Below are 17,642 nucleotides of genomic sequence, written 5' to 3'. Positions count from 1 at the left end.
CGGCCCCTCTGCCTTTCCGCCTCTCCGTCCGACGGTCGCGCCCGACCTAAGGCTCCCCGGCCGTAGCGGCCCCACCGCTTCTCGGCGGAACCGCGGGCATCCCCAGGAACGGCAGCCGCAGCGCGCCGAACGCGTCCGCCGGTACGGCCGGACTCCTCGGCGCCACCGGTGCGAGCCCGCGATACGGCTCCCCCTGCGCCGGGCGCGGATCCTCGTCGCCGCGGTTGGGCCAGAGCGCCATCGCCCGCTCCGCCTGCGCGGTGATCGTCAGCGACGGGTTGACGCCGGGGTTCGCGGTGACGGCCGCGCCGTCGACGACGGAGATGCCCGGATGGCCGTACAGCCGGTGGTACGGGTCGACCACTCCCGAGTCGGCGTCCGCACCGATCGGGCAGCCGCCGAGGAAGTGCGCGGTCAGCGGGGTGCCGATCAGCTCGCCGACGTTCGACCCGGCGAAGCCGTTGATCTCCTCGGCGAGGACGCTCGCCGCCCGGGTGGCGACGGCGAGCTGCGCCGGATTGGGCGCACCGTGGCCCTGCCGGGCGGTCAGCAGCCCCTTTCCGATGCCGGACGGTCTGCGGTAGGCGGTGAGGGAGTTGTCCACCGACTGCATCACCAGCCAGATCAGGGTCCGCTCCGACCAGTGGCGGTACGAGAGGGAGCGGAGCGCGGTCACCGGATGCCGGACCATCCGGCCCAGCCAGCCCGCGACCCGGCCGCGGCCGAAGCGCGGGCCGCCCGGGCCCGACCGGTAGGGCACCTGGAAGGTGGTCAGCAGCCCCATGGCGTTGGAGCCCCTCCCGTACCGCACGGGTTCGATATGGGTGTGCTCGTCGGGATGGACGGACGAGGTGATGGCCACCCCGCGCGTGAAGTCGACGCGCGGCGCACCGTGGCGGGCCCGGTAGCGCCGGTCGTCGGTCTGCGCCCCCACGACCGCTTCGGAGTTGGTACGGGTCAGCTCACCGAGCCGCCGCGAGAGGCCCGGGAGGGCCCCGGTGTCCTTCATCCGGTGCAGCAGGCTCTGGGTGCCGTAGGTCCCGGCCGCTACGACGACCCGGCGGGCCCGGAACACCCGGCCCTTCCCCCTCCGGCGGCGGTCGGTGGGCACCGTACCGACGGCGTGGCCGCCGTGCCCGTCCTCGGTGACGCTCACGACGGTGGTCATCGGGTGGACCACGGCCCCGGCGCGCTGGGCGAGGTGGAGGTAGTTCTCGTTGAGGGTGTTCTTGGCGCCGTGGCGGCAGCCGGTCATGCACTCGCCGCACTGGATGCAGGCGCGGCGGGCCGGTCCGGCTCCGCCGAAGTAGGGGTCGGCCGCCTCCTCTCCGGGCGCCGCCCGCACCCCGCCGCCCTCACCGCAGCCACCCGCATCACCGCCGTCGCCCGCGTCACCGCAGCCGCCCGGATCGCCGTCGTGGCCGTCGTGGCCGTCGTGGCCGTCGTGGCCGTCGCCGAAGAAGACGCCGACCGGGGCCATATGGAAGGTGTCGCCGATGCCCATCGCCTCCGCCGTGGCCCGGAGATGGACGTCGGCGGCGGTGGTCGTGGTGTTCAGCCGGACGCCGAGCATCCGGCGGGCCTGTTCGTAGTACGGCCCCAGCTCGCCCTCCCAGTCCGTGATGTCCTTCCACTGCGGATCGCGGAAGAAGGCGGCGGGCGGGACATAGAGGGTGTTGGCGTAGTTGAGGGAGCCGCCGCCGACCCCGGCGCCCGCGAGCACCATCACCTTCCCGAGGAGGTGGATGCGCTGGATTCCGTAGAGGCCGAGCGCCGGGGCCCACAGGAAGTTCCGCAGATCCCAGGAGTTCCTGGGCAGGGTCTCGCGGGTGAAGCGGCGGCCCGCTTCGAGGACGCCCACCCGGTAGCCCTTCTCCGCGAGCCGCAGCGCGGAGACCGAGCCGCCGAACCCGGAGCCGATGACGATCACGTCGTAGTCGTAGTCGTAGGCGTAGTCGCTGTCGATGGGGTCTCCTCCGTGGGACGGGACCGGGCGGCGGGGCCGGATCAGTGCAGCCGGAATGCCTTCATCAGCCGGAGCGACCGGCTCATCAGCGCCGCGTACTTCTCGTCGTCCATGCCGAACGCCGGGCCCATCGGCATCACCCGCTGCTGCGCCACGGTCTGCGCCTCCGTGAACTTGAGGATGCCCTCGGAGCCGTGGCGCCGCCCCAGACCGGAATCCTTCATCCCGCCCATCGGGGACTGCACGCTGCCGTACGCGGGGGCGTACCCCTCGTTGATGTTGACCGTTCCGCAGTGCAGGCGGGCCGCGACGGCGTGGCCCCGCCTGCCGTCGCGCGTCCAGACACTGGCGTTGAGGCCGTACGGGGTGGCGTTGGCGCGCTCGACGGCCTCCTCCTCGTCGGTGAAGCGGTAGACGGAGACCACCGGCCCGAAGGTCTCCTCGGTGCAGACGGCCATCGGCTCCGCGACGCCTTCGAGGATGGTCGGCTCGTAGAACAGCGGCCCGATATCGGGCCTGGCGACCCCGCCCGCGACGACGGTCGCGCCCTTGGCGACGGCCTCGTCGACATGGCGGACGACGGTTTCGAGCTGCCGCTCACCGACCAGGGAGCCCATTTCGGCGCCGTACGCGAGGGAGTTGCCGAGGCGCATGGCCTTGGTCCTGGCGGTGAACCGCGCCATGAACGCGTCGGCGACCGACTCGTGGACGTACAGCCGCTCGATGGAGATGCAGAGCTGGCCGGCGGAGGAGAAGCAGGCGCGGACCGCGCCCGCCGCCGCCCTCTCCACATCGGCGTCGTGCAGGACGAGCATGGCGTTCTTGCCGCCGAGTTCGAGGGAGCAGCCGACCAGCCGCTCCGCCGCGCTCCGGGCGACTTCGCGGCCGGTGCGGGTGGAGCCGGTGAAGGAGACGTAGTCGGCGTGCCGGACCACCTCGGGGCCGATCACCGGGCCCTCACCGAGGACGATCTGGAAGACGGCCTCCGGCAGCCCCGCCTCGACCAGCAGATCCCGCGCCCAGAGGGCGGTGAGGGCGGTCTCGGTGTCCGGCTTCATCACCACGGCGTTCCCGGAGACGAACGCGGGCAGCGCATCCCCGACGGACAGCTCCAGCGGATAGTTCCAGGGCGCGATCTGGCCCACGACCCCGCGCGGCTTGCGCAGTTCGGTGGTCTTGGTGAGGACGGGGACGACGCCCGTGTGGCGGCGGGGGCGGAGATAGGCGGCGGCCCGGCGGCCGTAGTGGCGCGCCGCGACCGCGACGGCCTGGATCTCCTCGTGGGCGTGGAGCCGGGCCTTGCCGGTCTCCAGCTGGATGAGGTCGAGGACCTCCGCCTGGCGCTCCAGCACCAGATCGTGGAAGCGGAGGAGGACGGCGGCCCGGGTACGCACCGGGACGGCTGCCCAGGCGGGCTGGGCGGCACGGGCCCGGGCGTACGCCTCGGTCACGTCCTCGGGCGTCGACTCGGGCAGTTCGGCCAGCCGCTCGCCGGTGAAGGGGGTGTGGTTGGCCGTCAGCCCCGAGCACAGGACCCCTCTGGTCAGCTGAGCGACCACCTCGGGCGTGACCACGTCCGCGGCCGTACGGGCGCCGGCCGGTGCGGCGGCTCTGGGGTTGGTGCCGAGGGGGGTGGCCGGGGCCTTCGCGTCCTTCATGAGGCCGAGGGTATGCCTCGGGACACCCTTTGGGTACCCGCCGGTAACAGCTGGGCCGGACCCGTACCGAAGTGCCGGTGTTGACCGGCACATCACGCCTGATCAGCGGCTTGTTCGAAAATGTGGCCGGTGGTGGACGGCGGGACGGGCGGCGGCGCCCCGGCGAGCGGCGGACCGGCGCGGAGTGGGCTGCGGGCCGGGGAACCCGGCGAGAGGCAAACCCGCGCAAGGGCGCACCGCCGAGAGACGGCCCGGCGAGCGGCGGACCGGCGCGGAGTGGGCTGCGGGCCGGGGAACCCGCCGAGAGACGGCCCGGCGAGCGGCGAACCCGACCAGCGGGCGGACCCGCCGGGAGGCGGACCGGCGCGGAGTGGGCCCGGCTCCCGGCACGGGTCGCCATGCGCCCGGGCCCGGCTCCCGGCACGAACCACCCTGGCCCCGGGGCCGTCTCGCGGCCCCCGGCACGGGCCGGCCCGGGCCGTCAGCTCGCGCCGCGGCTCCGCCAGCCCTTCAGTATCCCGTCGAAGTCCTCCCTGACGACCTCCCAGCTGCCCTCCGGTCCGGCGAGGAACAGCGCGTACTCCGTACCGCCCGCGTCGATGTAGAACTGGTCGATCGCCCGCCGCGGACCGGCGAACTTGCCCTTCTCCGTCCAGCGGAACTCCAGCAGGGCCGCGTCCTCGTGGCCCTGGAAGGTGTTCCGCTCCAGCGACAGCCGCCCGTAGTCCGGGAGCCTCTTCAGATCCCGTTCGATGGACACGAGATGGTCGTACGGATCGGAATACCGCGGGGTCTCGGTGATACCGATCCGCAGCCGGTGGAGCCCGCCGTCGGGCGAGTAGTCGACCTGGTTGTCCTTCTCGGACACGCGCTGCCACTTCTCCGGGAGGAGGAGGGAGAAGCCGAGCGGGTCCTTCACCCGCTTCCAGCCGTCGGGGACCTGTTCGGCCGGGGAGGCCCCGGCGGAGGCGGAGGGGCCGGAGCCGGCGGGGCTGCCGGAGGCGGGCCCCTCTCCGACGGCCACGGTGCCCGGCTTCCGGGCGGTCTTCTCCGGCTCGTCGCCGCCGTCCGCGTACCGCATGGCCAGGACTCCGGCGCCCGCGCCGACGAACGCGGCGAGGGCCACGACGATCGCCGCGAGCCGCATCCGGCCGCTGCGGCGGCCACCGGCCGCGGCCGCCCGCCGGGCCTGCTTGCGGCCCCGGCGGCCCGGCTCCGGAACGGCGGGGGAACCGGCCGGGACCGTGGGCGCGACGGCCGTGGGGGTCGGCGGCGGTGCGGAGGCGCTGCCGCCCGGGCTGGTGTCCCGGCCCGTACCCGAAGCCTCCCCCGCGCCCGTACCCGTACCCGTACCCGGGAAGCCGTCCGCGGCGAGGAAGTCGTCCGCGGCCGGGAGGCCGCCGGTGCCGCCGCTCCGGCCGGTGCCGTGGGCGGCGTCCGGCGAGATGACCCTGGTGGCAACCGTGGCGGCGGTGGCGGGTCGGTCGGGCCCCGGTACCCCTCCCGTGCTCTCCAGCTCGGTGACCGCGGCCGACAGGAGCCGTTCGGCTTCGGCCGCGGGCGGCCGGGACTCCGGGTCCTTCGCCAGCAGCGCCATCACGATCGGCCCGAGCGGACCGACGCCCGCGGGATGCCGCGGTTCCTCGCTCACGACGGCCCGCATCGTGTCGAGCGGTGATGTGCGGCGGTAGGGCGACTCGCCGGTCAGCGCCGCGTACAGGGTGACGCCCAGGGACCACAGATCGCAGGCGGGACCGGGGTCGGCGCCCCGGACCCGCTCCGGCGCCACGTAGTCGATGGAGCCGACGATCTCGCCGGTGCGGGTGATGGTCGAATCGCCGTCGATGGCCGCGATCCCGAAGTCGGTGAGCAGCACGCTGCCGTCCCGCGCGAGAAGCACATTGGCCGGTTTGACGTCCCGGTGGAGCACCCCGGCGGCATGCGCGGCACCCAGCGCGCCCAGCACCCGCAGCCCGATCCTGGCTGCCTCCAGCGGGGGCACCTTGCCGGACTTCTTGACCTCGTCGGCGAGGGAGCGGCCCTCGACGTACTGCATGACGATCCACGGCCGGCCGTCGTGCTCCAGGACGTCGTGGACGGTGACGACGTTGGGGTGGGTGATCCGGGCGGCGGCCCGGGCCTCCTTCTGCGTCCGCGCGTGGAGCAGGACCCGGTCCGCTTCCGCGGCATAGATCCCGGCGGTCAGTTCCTTGACGGCGACGACGCGGTGCAGCACCTCGTCACGGGCGCGCCAGACCCGCCCCATGCCGCCCTTGCCGATGCAATCGCCCAGCCGGTACCGGCCGGCGAGCACCAGCCCCCCGCCCGCGTTCTGCCTGTTCTCCACGTCGCCGACGTCTCCCCGCCCCGTTCTCCGTGCACTGGCCGCCCCCGTTGCCCCGATGAAACACCGATCCGGCGCGCGCTGTCACGGCGCCTCTCTCGATAACTCGCCGTGCCCTTGCGATCGTTCCCGGATCGGATCCCGGATCAGGTGTCGGATCAGGTGTCGGATCGGGGGTCGGATCGGATGCCGGATGGTCATCCGCGCCATGGGTGGGGACGGGCTCAGGAGAGAAACGGTTCCTCGCCGGTCCCGCGCCCGGCTCCGGCGACGGTCCGTCAGCCGCCCTTGCGGTAGACGGCGACCGCCTGCTCGTACGCCTCCGAGACCCTCTCGCGGCGGTCGCCGGGGCCGATGACCTGGAGGACGTGGTAGCGGCCCTCGATGACGACGACGCGGTTGCGGACGTACACCTCGCGTCCGCTGCTGTCCTGCCAGGTGTACTGGCCCTCCGCCATCACCCGCTGCCCGACTTCGATCCGCCGCAGCCCGCTCGACGTCGACCAGGACGAACTGCGGAAGGGCTCCAGCTCCCGTTCGCGGTCGCGCTGGTAGTCGAGGGGGTCCTCGCCGTCCCGGACGCGGTCCCGGCCGGGGACCACGATCAGGGTGAAATCGCCGTCGCCGTAACGGATCTGGCCCGCGTCGTTCATCGGGCGGCGCTGCCAGCCCTGCGGGACGGCGACGGTGAAGCCCTCGGGGTCGGTGCGCTGTTCGTACCCCTTCGGCAGCGGACCGGAGCCGGGTGCCGGGGGCGCGTCGGAGGTCGCGGCGCTGCCGGTCTTCTCGCCTGCCGGGGTGGACGGCGGGGGCTGTTCGGCACCGCTGGGCGTGGGCCGGGGGTTGCCCTGCGGCAGGGTGGCATCACCGTCGTCACCGGCCTTCGGCATGAACAGCACCGCGTACAGCACGGCACCGGTGAGCAGCAGGAGCACTCCGACCAGCAGGCTGCGGCCCAGTGATCCGGGGCCGCGCTCGCGCCGCGGGGGCTTCTTGTGGCGGTGTCTGCCGTGGACGACTTCGGTGGAGCCGCCGCGGCGCCTGCGGACCACCTCGCCGCGGCGGCGGACGATGGGCAGCCCGGCGCCGCCGCCGGGCGGGGCGGCGGGGAGCGCCACCACGTCGAGGCCCGCGTCGGGTTCGGGGGCGGAGCGGACCAGGGACCGCAGCCAGCCGCGCAGTTCCTCGGCGTCGGGGCGTTCGGTCGGGTCCTGGCGGAGCAGTGACTCGACGACCGGGCGGAGCGGTCCGCACTCCTCGGCGAAGGCGGGGGGCTCGGCGCAGACGAGCTGGACCAGCTCGGCGGCGCTGTCCTCGGGGTAGGGGGCGTGGCCTTGGACGGAGCGGTAGAGCAGGGCGCCGAGGGCCCAGAGGTCGGTCGCGGGGCCGACGGGGGCGGCGAGCTGCCAGTTCTCGTGGACGGGCCCGGCCTGTTCGGGTGCCCAGCGTTCGGTGACGGCGCCGACGACGGTGATCCTGGCCTGCCGGGCGCGTTCGGCGGCGAGCGGGGTCGCGGGACCGCGGTGGACGGGCTGCGCGGGCGCCGGTTCCTCGTCCCAGCGGCCGGGGGCGGGCTGGGCGGGGACGCTCGCGGGGACGGGGGCGCGCCGGGCGTCGGCCCGCAGGGCGTCGGAACCGGCGCCGCCGCGGTCCCGGCCCGGCGGCTGGGCCGGGGGAGGGCGGGGCGGTCGCCGCGGGGTGCGGGGGCGCCGCCGGGCCGTCCGGCGCGCGCCACGGGCAGGGCGGGCAGCCCGCCGGGGGCGGGGCCGTCGGGGTCGTTGTCAGGAGTGGTGCCCGCGGGGGGCAGGGCGCGGACTCCGTACGGGTCGCTGTAGCGGTGGGGGTTGCGGTCGGGGACGACGGGGAGCGGCGGCGGTACGGAGGTGCCGCCCGCGGGGACCGGGCGCGGCCCGTCGCCGCCGGAGAGCGGGCCGTCCTGCCAGCTGCCGGTGAGATGTGCGGGGCCGGGCGCGTCCGGTCCGCCGGTGCCGTAGGGGTCGCGTCCGTACGCCACGTGCCCGTACGGATCGTGGTGGTGCGGCGCGTGCTCGCCGGGGGCGTCGGAGGCGTCGACGCCGGTGGCGGTCACATGGTCGCGGTACCGGGGGCCTTCGTGTTCGGTACGGGACGGGTCCTGCGGGCCGGAGCCCGGGGCCGCCGGACCGTGGGCGAGGGGGGCGCCGGGGGTATCGGGGGTGTCGGGCTTGCGGGCCCACCAGTCGGGGTCGTCGCCCGACTGCACCGGCCGGTCGCCGCCGCCCGGGGCATGCTCGCCGCCGACCCGGCCCGCGGCCGCGCCCGCGCGGTACGCCGCGATGGCGCCCGACCGGGCCGCCCGCCACGGAGTACCGTCCCCGTCCCCCGGGGAGACCTCCGCCTCCGCGAACTCGTCCCCGTCGTCGCCGTACTCCCCCTCGTACTCCTCGCCGTCTTCGTCCTCACCGGCTTCGTCCGCGTACTCGTCCTCGGCGTCGCCCTGGTCGGCGAACTCGCCCTCGTACTCCCCGGACTCCCCGTGCTCCTGGTCCGCGTACTCACCGTCGAAGCCGTCGAAGCCGTCGAAGTCCGGATACGGGACCCGGGGCACGGCGGTCGGCACCGGCGCATAGCCGCACAGTGCCTCCTCCGCCGCCCCGGCGGCCAGGCCGGTGAGCACGACGCGCCCGTCCTCGCAGACCAGGACCGTGCGGGCGGTGATGTTGCGGTGCGTCCAGCCGTACGCGTGCACCGCACCCAGCGCGGTCAGCACATCGGAGGCGACCTCGGCGGCGCGGTAGGGCGTCAGCGGCTGGTCCGCCAGGAACACCGCGAGCGGCTGCGCCTCGACCCACTCGCTGACGATCCACAGCGAACCGTCCTCGGCGAAGACGTCGAAGACCTGGTCCAGCCGCGGGTGGTCCGGGACCTGCGCCGCGGCCCTGGCCGCCTCGACCGCCCGCAGCACCGCCGGATCGGTGGGCCGGACGGTGGTACGGCCCGTGGAACGCCCGGCACCCGGCGCCCCGGCTCTGCCCGCGGGTCCCGGGAGTTCGTCGGGGCCGACGAACTCGGCGTCCACCGTCTCCGGCAGCGGCACCTGACGGACCAGCACCTCCTGGCCGCTGTAGGTGTCGAAGGCGCGCAGCTCGGCGGGTTCGTACTCGTCGGGCGGGAGCAGCGGCAGACGGTAGCGGTCGGAGAGCACCCTGCCCGCGTAGTCGTCCATATCGCCTCCCCTCGTGCCCACGGTCAACGGTCCCCACGGCGGAGCGGCAGCTTCCGCGCCGCCGTCCCCGCCGTCACCCCGAGGGCGGGTGCTCCGGCCGGCCGGCGGCGCCCAACGGTAGGTGCCGTCCGCGCCTTCTCACGATACGTGTACCCGCTCAGTCCTTGGGCTTGAATGTCGCGAACGCGGTCTCCCGCAGCGTCTTGCAGACCGGCGCGTCCCACTCGGCGACCGGGCAGGACACCATGATGGAGTAGCCCCGCTTGTCGTCGACGACGAAGCCGCGGTTGAGCACCCGCATCCGCTTGCCGTTGTGGTCGCGCTCGAACTCCCAGTCGGCGACGGTCCGGTAGCCGTTGTACTGGACGGCCTTGATGCCCCGGTGGGTGTAGTTGGTGCTGCCGGCCTTGGTCCCGGCGACGGCGTTCTCCCAGGCGGCCGCGGCGTCGGTGCCGGGGCGGGAGTTGAAGTCGACCTGGACCCGGGGAAAGGTGCCCATGGCCGTGTTGTAGATACCGCCCGAGTTCGCCCCGGCTATGTCGGTGCGCTTGAAGCCCGCGGGCATCGCCATGGAGAACCGGAACCGGGTGTCGGATTTCTCGGCGTAACCGGCGGGCAGGGCGCCCTTCCCCGGGGCGGCCGGGCTCGCCGGAGGCTTGGAAGCGCCGGTCGCGCCGTCCTTGCCCGTCGCTCCGTCGCCCGTGCCCTTGCCGTCGGTCGCGTCGGTCCCGTCGGCGGGGTTCTCCCCGCTGCCTGCGGCCTTGCCGTCCTTCGTACCGGTTTCGGGGGTTGTTCCCGCGGAGGTGGTCCGGTCGCCGCCGGCGCTCCCGGTCCCGTCGCCGTCGTTGTCCCTGCCGATCGTCAAGTACATGACGGTGCCGAGGACGGCCAGCGCGATACCGACCGCGAGGAGCACCAGCGTACGGCGGGGCACCACGTCCGTGAGGGGCGCGCGCCGGGGCGCGGCCCGCTGCACCGGGGGGCTCGGGGGCTGCTGCGGCGGACGGGCCGCTCCCGCCGCGGCGGGAGCGGCGTTACGGGCGGGGCGGACGGGGCCGCGGGGCCGCTCGGTCCGGGCGGGGGCCGTCGGCTCGGGCGGCGGGATCGTCGGCAGCGTCATGGCCCGGGTGGCATCGGGCGGGAGCGGGGGCTCCACCGCGGTGTCGGGCGCGTTGAGGGCACGCGTCAGCAGGGCGCGGGCACCGGCGTCGTCGAGCCGCTGCGCCGGGTCCTTGGCGAGCAGCCCGTAGATGACCTCCTCCAGCGGGCCCGCGTTCTTCGGCGGGTCGAGGGGTTCGGTCATGACGGCGGTCAGGGTGGCGATGGCCGAGCCCTTGTCGTACGGCGGGGCTCCCTCGACGCTGGCGTAGATCAGCCCGCCCAGCGACCAGAGGTCGGCGGCGGGGCCGGGCCGGTGGCCGCGGGCGCGCTCGGGCGAGATGTACGAGGGGGCTCCGACGAGCATGCCGGTGGAGGTGATCGAAGGGTCGCCCTCGACCAGCGCGATGCCGAAGTCGGTGAGCACGACCCGGCCGTCGTTCGCGACCAGGACGTTCGACGGTTTCACATCGCGGTGGAGGATGCCCTCGCGGTGTGCGGAGCGGAGGACGTCCAGTATCGCGAGGCCGACCTCGGCGGCCCGGCGGGGCGTCAGGGTGCCGTCCTCGCGGATGACTTCGGCGAGCGACTTGCCCTCGACCAGCTCCATCACGATCCACGGCCGGTCGTCCTCGTCGACCACGTCGTAGACCGTGACGGCGCTGGTGTTACGGATCCGGGCGATGGCCTTGGCCTCGCGCAGCGTCCGGGTGATGAGTCGTCGCTTCTCGTCCTCGTCGATCTGGTGGGGGAAGCGCAGCTCCTTGACGGCGACGGTCCGGCTGAGGGTCTCGTCCTCGGCACGCCAGACGGTGCCCATGCCGCCGCGGCCGAGCACCCCGCCGAGGCGGTACCGCCCGGCGAGCAGCCGTCCTTCGGAGTCCCCGGATCCGGTGGTCTTCTCCCGGGTCCCGGCGGACTTCTCCCCGGCGGTCCCGGTGGGGCGCTTCCCGGTCCCGGCTCCCCGGTCCACGGCGGCAGCGGCGTCGGCGGCGTCACTGCCCGCGGCGGCCCGATCGGTCTTCTCCGCGGGCCCGTCCGGCTGCCCGGCGGCCCCGGGAGCCGGCTTCGCGGACTTCGCCGCCGTCTTGGACGCGGTCTTGGGTGCAGCCTTGGACGCCGTCTTCGGTGCGGCCTCAGGTGCCCCTGCGGGCTTCTCCTTTGCCCGCCGGTCGGCCTGGGTCCCGATCACCGGTTCCACGGCGGTCCCGTTCCCGGCGCCGCCCTTCCCGGCCTTCGCGTTCGTGGTGTCCGTGTCCGTGTCCGTGTCCGTGGCGACGGCGCCCTCCGCACCGTCTCCGTCCGCCGGTTCGCTCCCGGCCGGGGCCTTGCCCGCCGCCCGCCGTGTTGTTCGGGGAGTCTTGGGGGTCCGCGCCGCCCGGTCGCGACCGGCGCCCTCCCCGGCCTCGGACGACTGCCCTTCACCGGCCGGGGATTCGACATCCGGCGGGGTTCTCCGGCCGGACGTACCGGGGGTCTTCGCACCGGCTCCGGCGTCCGGACCGTCCGCCGCAGTGTCGCGGGCGCCGTCCCGGCCGTCCGCCGCGGCGGCGGCGGGCGCGTCGGCGTCCCCGCCCGGAACGGCCCGGGCAGCGGCCCCGCCACCGCTGCTCTGTGCCGCCGCAGACGCACGCTCCTCGGAGCCGTCCCGCTGGGGCTTCCGCGACTGCTCTGCCTCCGACATGCGTCCCCTCTGCGATCCCTGGTCTTCGCCCGCGCCTGTCGCTCCCGCGCGATGCGGTAACACGCCCTGGCAGAGCATTCATTGTCCCTCACCCGGGAAGGGGCGCCTCTTCCGGGTCATTTCCTGATCCCGTTCACCGCGCCGCGCTCCCCGAGGTGGTGGCGAGGGTAGTACGGAACCCGGCGGGCCCCCACCCCGAACGGGGCACCGTTCCCGCCGTGAACCGCCTCCGCCCCCCGCATACAAAGGGGAACGCGGCGACGGAACCGGTCCGCTCCACCCGATTCCGGGTCCGCCGCCGGACGCTCCCCGGGCCCGGGCACCGGGCGGGACGGCCCGCCGTCCCGCACCGCAACGCCCCCGGGAACAGCGGGAAACCCACCCGGCCGTGCCACCCCCGAGACGAATCCGATAGGCACCGGAAACGATTTCGAGCGCATTCCGCAATATTCCGGCGCCCGCTCGGAGCAAACTCCGGCGCCCGCTCAGAGCGGAACGATGTCCGGTGCTCCCAGCCGCGCCGCATCCGCCGTCAGATCGTCCGGCTGGCGCTGCGACTCCCGCTCGGCCTCGACGCGCTTCTCGTAGTGCTCGACCTCTTTTTCGATCTGTTTGGCGTCCCAGCCCAGCACCGGTGCCATCAACTCCGCGCACTCGCGGGCGCTGCGGGTCCCCCGGTCGAAGGTCTCGATGGAGATCCGGGTCCGGCGGGTGAGGACGTCGTCGAGATGGCGGGCCCCCTCGTGGGACGCGGCATAGACGATCTCGGCGCGCAGATAGTCGTCCGCGCCGCCCAGCGGCTCCCCGAGACCGGGATCCTCGGCGATCAGGGCGAGGACCTCCTCGGCCAGCGAACCGTAACGGTTGAGCAGATGCTCGACCCTGACGACATGGAGGCCCGTACGCGCGGCGATCCGGGCGCGCTTGTTCCACAGGGCGGGATAGCCCTCGGCTCCGACCAGCGGAGTCTCCTCCGTGACACAGGCGGCGACCCGCTGGTCGAGACCGTGGACCGCCTCGTCGACCGCGTCCTTCGCCATGACGCGGTACGTCGTGTACTTACCGCCGGCCACGACCACGAGACCGGGCACGGGATGGGCCACCGTGTGCTCCCGGGAGAGCTTGCTGGTGGCGTCCGACTCCCCGGCCAGCAGCGGCCGCAGGCCCGCATAGACGCCCTGGACGTCGTCGCGGGTGAGGGGGACGGCCAGCACGGAGTTCACATGCTCCAGCAGATAGTCGATATCGGCGCTGGAGGCGGCGGGATGGGCCTTGTCGAGATCCCAGCCGGTGTCCGTGGTCCCGACGATCCAATGGCGGCCCCAGGGAATGACGAACAGCACCGACTTCTCGGTCCGCAGGATCAGCCCGGTCGTGGAGTGGATCCGGTCCTTGGGGACGACGAGGTGGATGCCCTTGGACGCCCGGACGTGGAACTGGCCGCGCTCCCCGATCAGCGCCTGGGTGTCATCCGTCCACACCCCGGTGGCATTGACGATCTGACGGGCCCTGATCTCGTACTCGCCGCCGCCCTCCACATCCTGGACCCGGGCGCCGACGACCCGCTCGCCCTCCCGGAGGAAGCCGATGACCCGGGCCCGGCTGGCGGTCTTGGCGCCGTACGTCGCGGCGGTGCGCACCAGGGCGGCGACGAAACGGGCGTCGTCCATCTGGGCGTCGTAGTACTGGAGGGCGCCGACGAGGGCGTCCTTCCGCAGACAGGGCGCCACCCGCAGGGCCTGCCGCCGGGAGAGATGGCGGTGCACGGGCAGGCCCCGGCCGTGGCCGGAGGAGACCGACATCGCGTCGTACAGAGCGACGCCCGCGCCTGCGTAGACCCGCTCCCAGGCCTTGTGCTGCAGGGGATAGAGGAACGGAACCGGCTTCACCAGATGGGGGGCCAGCCGCTCCAGCAGCAGTCCGCGCTCCTTCAGCGCCTCGCGGACCAGCGCGAAGTCGAGCATCTCCAGATAGCGCAGCCCGCCGTGGATGAGCTTGCTGGACCGGCTCGATGTGCCGGAGGCCCAGTCGCGGGCCTCCACGAGTCCGGTGGAGAGTCCTCTGGTCACCGCGTCCAGGGCGGTCCCCGCGCCGACCACACCCGCGCCGACGACCAGGATGTCCAGCTCCCGCTCCGCCATGGCGGCGAGCGCCTCGGCGCGCTCCTCGGGTCCAAGTGCCGCTGTCTTCACTGCGTGCCTCCCGTCGCCCCCGTCTGCCCCGCCGGGGTCCTGTCCCGCGGCGGCGCCGGGACGGCGACACCACGAGACCGGCGCGGGGCCCTCGTATGCACGTGCCCGCGCACACCGCGCCCATGCGCCGTGCCCGGCGACCCGGCCTGCGTCACTCCATGATCCGGCCGGACTCACACCAACGATTCTGTCCGCACTCCGCGACTTCAGCCACCGCCTGTGGATAACACTCCGTGTTCCACAACCGCACAATCCGACATAACGGTCATATTTACGCCTAGTCTGACATTGCACTCGCTCATTCCGCCCACCCGGCTTGCGCGAACACTCCCCACCGGTTACGGGAAGGACGGCCACACCATGCCCGCAGATCTCGCCGTCGTCGGACTCGGCCACGACGGGCTCCCGCTCGCCCAGGCCGCCGTCGCCGCCGGTCTCGCGACCGTCGGCTACGACCCCGACCCCCGCCGGCTCGCCGAACCCGCGGCCGGCCGCACCCCCGCCGATGTGCGCCGCATGGTCAAGGGCGGCTTCAGAACCGTCACCGACCCCGCCGAACTCGGCCGGGTCCGCACCGTCGCCCTCTGCGTCCCCACCCCCCTGGGCCCCGGCGGCGACCCCGATCTCAGCACCCTCGCCGACACCGCCCGCACCCTCGCCGCCCGGCTCCGCCCCCACACCACCGTCCTGCTGGAGTCCACCGTCGGGCCCGGCACCACCGAGACGTTTCTGCGCCCCCTCCTCGAAGCGGGCTCGGGACTGCGGGCCGGCCGCGATTTCCATCTGGCCTACTCGCCCGGACGGGTGGATCCCGGCAGCCGTACCCACGACTACGCCAACACCCCCAAGGTCATCGGCGGCCTCACCCCCGCCTGCACCGAGGCCGCCGCCGCGTTCTACGGCCGGCTCACCGAGAAGGTCGTCCGCGCCCGCGGCCCCCGCGAAGCAGAGACCGTGAAACTGCTGGAGACCACCTTCCGCCTGGTCAACACGGCCCTCGTCAATGAAATGGCGGTGCTCTGCCACGACCTCGGCGTCGACCTGTGGGACGCCATCCGCTGCGCCGAGACCAAACCGTACGGCTTCCTGGCCTTCCGCCCGGGGCCCGGCTTCGGCGGCCACGGCGCCCCGCCGGACCCCGGCAGCCCGGCCGGCACCGGCGGCCCCGGCCCGGGGCTGCGGCTGACCGGGCTCGCCCGCGAGATCAACGACCGGATGCCGGGCTATGTGACCCGGCGCTGCGCCGCGCTCCTCAACGAACACGGGAAGTCGGCGCGCGGCGCCCGGGTGCTGCTGCTCGGCGTCACGTACAAACCCGATATCGCCGACGTCCAGGGCAGCCCCGCGGCCGAAATCGCCCAGACACTGACGGAACTGGGGGCGACGGTCGGCTACCACGACCCGTACGTCCCGGCCTGGGACGTCCAGGGCACCCCGGTCCCCCGGGCCGACGCACTCTACGAGGCCGTCGGCGACGCCGATCTCACCGTGCTCCTCCAGCACCACCACACCTACGACCTCCAGGGCCTGGCCGCGAAGGCACAGCTCCTCCTCGACACCCGGGGCGCCACCCCCACCGGCGCCGCGCACCGGCTGTAGTTTTCAAGGCTCGGTTCGCCGCATGCCGAGGTCGGACGCCTCGTGAGCAGCGGCCCCCATGGCCCCGGAAACGCCCGCTCACCTCGCAGACCCCGCTGTTACTGTCGTGATCATGTGCCGTACACCCGTACGGGTCGACTTGGGGGGTCACCATGGGTCAGTCCGTTCCGCCACCGGTCCCACCGGACCCGGACGACCGGATCCCCGAGACCCGGACCGGTCCGCCTGAGCCGCGGCGGCACCGTGACAGCCTCGCCGCGGGCCTCGCGGCAGCCGTCGCCGCCGGGCTGCTCGGGGCGGTCGCCTACGGCTGGCTCGCGGAGGCCGTGAACCGGCAGTTCGGCTACGCCTCGCTCGGTGTCGGCGCGCTGATCGGCTACGCCGCCGCCAAGGCGGGCGGCGCCCACCGGGCGCTGCCGTTCGCCGCCGCCGCACTCACCCCGGCCGCGATCTGGCTCGGGCAGCTGATCACCGTCGCCCTGATCCACGCCGACCTCTTCCGGGTCTCCGCCACCGAGCTGCTCTTCGAGGAGTCGGGGTTCGTGACCGAGACCTGGCGCGACAGCGCCGACCTCGGCACCTACACCTTCATGATCGTCGGGATGATGATGGCCGCATACACGGCCTGGTCGAAGCGCCCCGAGCGGGACGATCCACCCGAGCAGCCGGACCACCGGGACTGACCGGGCACCGGGGCGCCCGGACACGCCGAAGGGCCCGGCACCCCCCGTGGGGTGCCGGGCCCTTCGCCGGTGAGGCTCAGCGCTTGTGCTGCGAGTCCGCGATCGTGACCTCGACGCGCTGGAACTCCTTCAGTTCGCTGTAGCCCGTCGTGGCCATCGCCCGGCGCAGCGCACCGAAGAAGTTCATCGAACCGTCCGGCGTGTGCGAGGGGCCGCTGAGGACCTCCTCGGTGGTGCCGACGATGCCGAGGTCGACCAGCTTTCCGCGCGGTACGTCCTCGTGCGCCGCCTCCATGCCCCAGTGGCGGCCCCGGCCGGGCGCGTCCGTGGCCCGGGCCAGCGGCGAGCCGATCATCACGGAGTCCGCACCGCAGGCGATGGCCTTCGGCAGATCGCCGGACCAGCCGACACCGCCGTCGGCGATGACGTGGACATAGCGGCCACCGGACTCGTCCATGTAGTCGCGGCGGGCCGCGGCAACATCGGCGACGGCCGTCGCCATGGGCACCTGGATGCCGAGGACATTGCGCGTCGTGTGGGCGGCGCCGCCGCCGAAGCCGACGAGGACACCGGCCGCGCCGGTCCGCATCAGGTGCAGGGCCGCCGTGTAGGTGGCGCAGCCGCCGACGATGACGGGAACGTCCAGCTCGTAGATGAACTGCTTCAGGTTCAGCGGCTCGGCGGCACCGGAGACGTGCTCGGCGGAGACCGTGGTGCCGCGGATGACGAAGAGGTCGACGCCCGCGTCGACGACGGCCTTGGAGAACTGCGCGGTCCGCTGCGGGGAGAGCGCGGCGGCCGTGACGACGCCCGCGTCGCGCACCTCCTTGATCCGCAGACCGATCAGCTCCTCCTTGATGGGAGCGCTGTAGATCTCCTGGAGGCGGCGGGTCGCGGTCTCCTCCGGCAGCTCGGCGATCTCGTCGAGCAGCGGCTGCGGGTCCTCGTACCGCGTCCACAGTCCTTCGAGGTTCAGTACGCCGAGGCCACCGAGCTCACCGATGCGGATCGCGGTCTGCGGGGAGACCACGGAGTCCATGGGGGCGGCGAGGAAGGGCAGCTCGAAGCGGTAGGCGTCGATCTGCCAGGCGATCGAGACCTCCTTCGGGTCCCGCGTGCGCCTGCTCGGCACGACGGCGATGTCATCGAACGCGTACGCCCGACGTCCGCGCTTGCCGCGCCCGATCTCGATCTCAGTCACCTTGTCCGGAAC

At 73.9% G+C, this 17,642-nt stretch carries 8 protein-coding genes and 1 pseudogene; 2 read left to right on the top strand and 7 right to left on the bottom strand.

The annotated features are described in order from the left end of the window. Nucleotides 1-46 precede the first annotated feature (46 nt). The 6 genes and pseudogenes from B7R87_RS20525 to B7R87_RS20500 all read right to left on the bottom strand — a co-directional run bounded on the left by B7R87_RS20525 (nucleotide 47) and on the right by B7R87_RS20500 (nucleotide 14,147). Nucleotides 47-1,930 (bottom strand): GMC oxidoreductase, encoded by a 1,884-nt coding sequence (locus B7R87_RS20525; protein WP_006347154.1) that lies wholly within the window; start codon nucleotides 1,928-1,930, stop codon nucleotides 47-49. A 77-nt stretch (nucleotides 1,931-2,007) separates the two neighbouring features. After that, complete coding sequence (locus B7R87_RS20520; protein ID WP_006347155.1) at nucleotides 2,008-3,624, bottom strand: succinic semialdehyde dehydrogenase; 1,617 nt, start codon at nucleotides 3,622-3,624, stop codon at nucleotides 2,008-2,010. Between the two features lie 481 nt (nucleotides 3,625-4,105). Beyond that, nucleotides 4,106-5,971 carry a serine/threonine-protein kinase gene (locus tag B7R87_RS20515; RefSeq protein WP_130584894.1) on the bottom strand — a complete coding sequence of 622 codons (1,866 nt, stop codon included), beginning with the start codon at nucleotides 5,969-5,971 and terminating at the stop codon, nucleotides 4,106-4,108. 275 nt (nucleotides 5,972-6,246) lie between these two features. Next, a pseudogene (locus B7R87_RS20510) lies at nucleotides 6,247-9,173 on the bottom strand (protein kinase). 157 nt (nucleotides 9,174-9,330) lie between these two features. Continuing rightward, on the bottom strand, nucleotides 9,331-11,955 hold the full coding sequence (locus tag B7R87_RS20505) for a serine/threonine protein kinase (RefSeq protein ID WP_130584895.1): 2,625 nt from the start codon (nucleotides 11,953-11,955) through the stop codon (nucleotides 9,331-9,333). Nucleotides 11,956-12,440: 485 nt separating this feature from the next. Then, on the bottom strand, nucleotides 12,441-14,147 hold the full coding sequence (locus B7R87_RS20500; protein WP_006347161.1) for a glycerol-3-phosphate dehydrogenase/oxidase: 1,707 nt from the start codon (nucleotides 14,145-14,147) through the stop codon (nucleotides 12,441-12,443). 360 nt (nucleotides 14,148-14,507) lie between these two features. Between B7R87_RS20500 and B7R87_RS20495 the strand changes: the two genes are divergently transcribed. Beyond that, the gene (locus B7R87_RS20495) at nucleotides 14,508-15,746 is read left to right on the top strand and encodes a nucleotide sugar dehydrogenase (RefSeq protein ID WP_130584896.1); all 1,239 of its coding nucleotides are present in this window, start codon (nucleotides 14,508-14,510) and stop codon (nucleotides 15,744-15,746) included. 152 nt (nucleotides 15,747-15,898) lie between these two features. After that, a complete protein-coding gene (locus B7R87_RS20490) occupies nucleotides 15,899-16,429 on the top strand; it encodes a hypothetical protein (RefSeq protein ID WP_006347164.1) in 531 nt (176 codons plus the stop codon). Between the two features lie 76 nt (nucleotides 16,430-16,505). Here the strand turns inward: B7R87_RS20490 and B7R87_RS20485 are convergent, their stop codons facing one another. Next, the gene (locus tag B7R87_RS20485; protein ID WP_006347165.1) at nucleotides 16,506-17,630 is read right to left on the bottom strand and encodes a GuaB3 family IMP dehydrogenase-related protein; all 1,125 of its coding nucleotides are present in this window, start codon (nucleotides 17,628-17,630) and stop codon (nucleotides 16,506-16,508) included. Between the last annotated feature and the right edge of the window lie 12 nt (nucleotides 17,631-17,642).

Source organism: Streptomyces tsukubensis, from assembly GCF_003932715.1.
Classification (GTDB): Bacteria; Actinomycetota; Actinomycetes; order Streptomycetales; family Streptomycetaceae; genus Streptomyces; species Streptomyces tsukubensis.
The sequence above is the reverse complement of the archived record's forward strand: the minus strand, read 5'-3'. Positions and strand labels throughout refer to the sequence as shown.

What these genes read in the sequence shown, in the direction of transcription:
- B7R87_RS20520 (WP_006347155.1), bottom strand. Translation starts at nt 3,624, where the DNA reads ATGAAGGACGCGAAGGCCCCGGCCACCCCCCTCGGCACCAACCCCAGA.
- B7R87_RS20505 (WP_130584895.1), bottom strand. Translation starts at nt 11,955, where the DNA reads ATGTCGGAGGCAGAGCAGTCGCGGAAGCCCCAGCGGGACGGCTCCGAG.
- B7R87_RS20495 (WP_130584896.1), top strand. Translation starts at nt 14,508, where the DNA reads ATGCCCGCAGATCTCGCCGTCGTCGGACTCGGCCACGACGGGCTCCCG.
- B7R87_RS20490 (WP_006347164.1), top strand. Translation starts at nt 15,899, where the DNA reads ATGGGTCAGTCCGTTCCGCCACCGGTCCCACCGGACCCGGACGACCGG.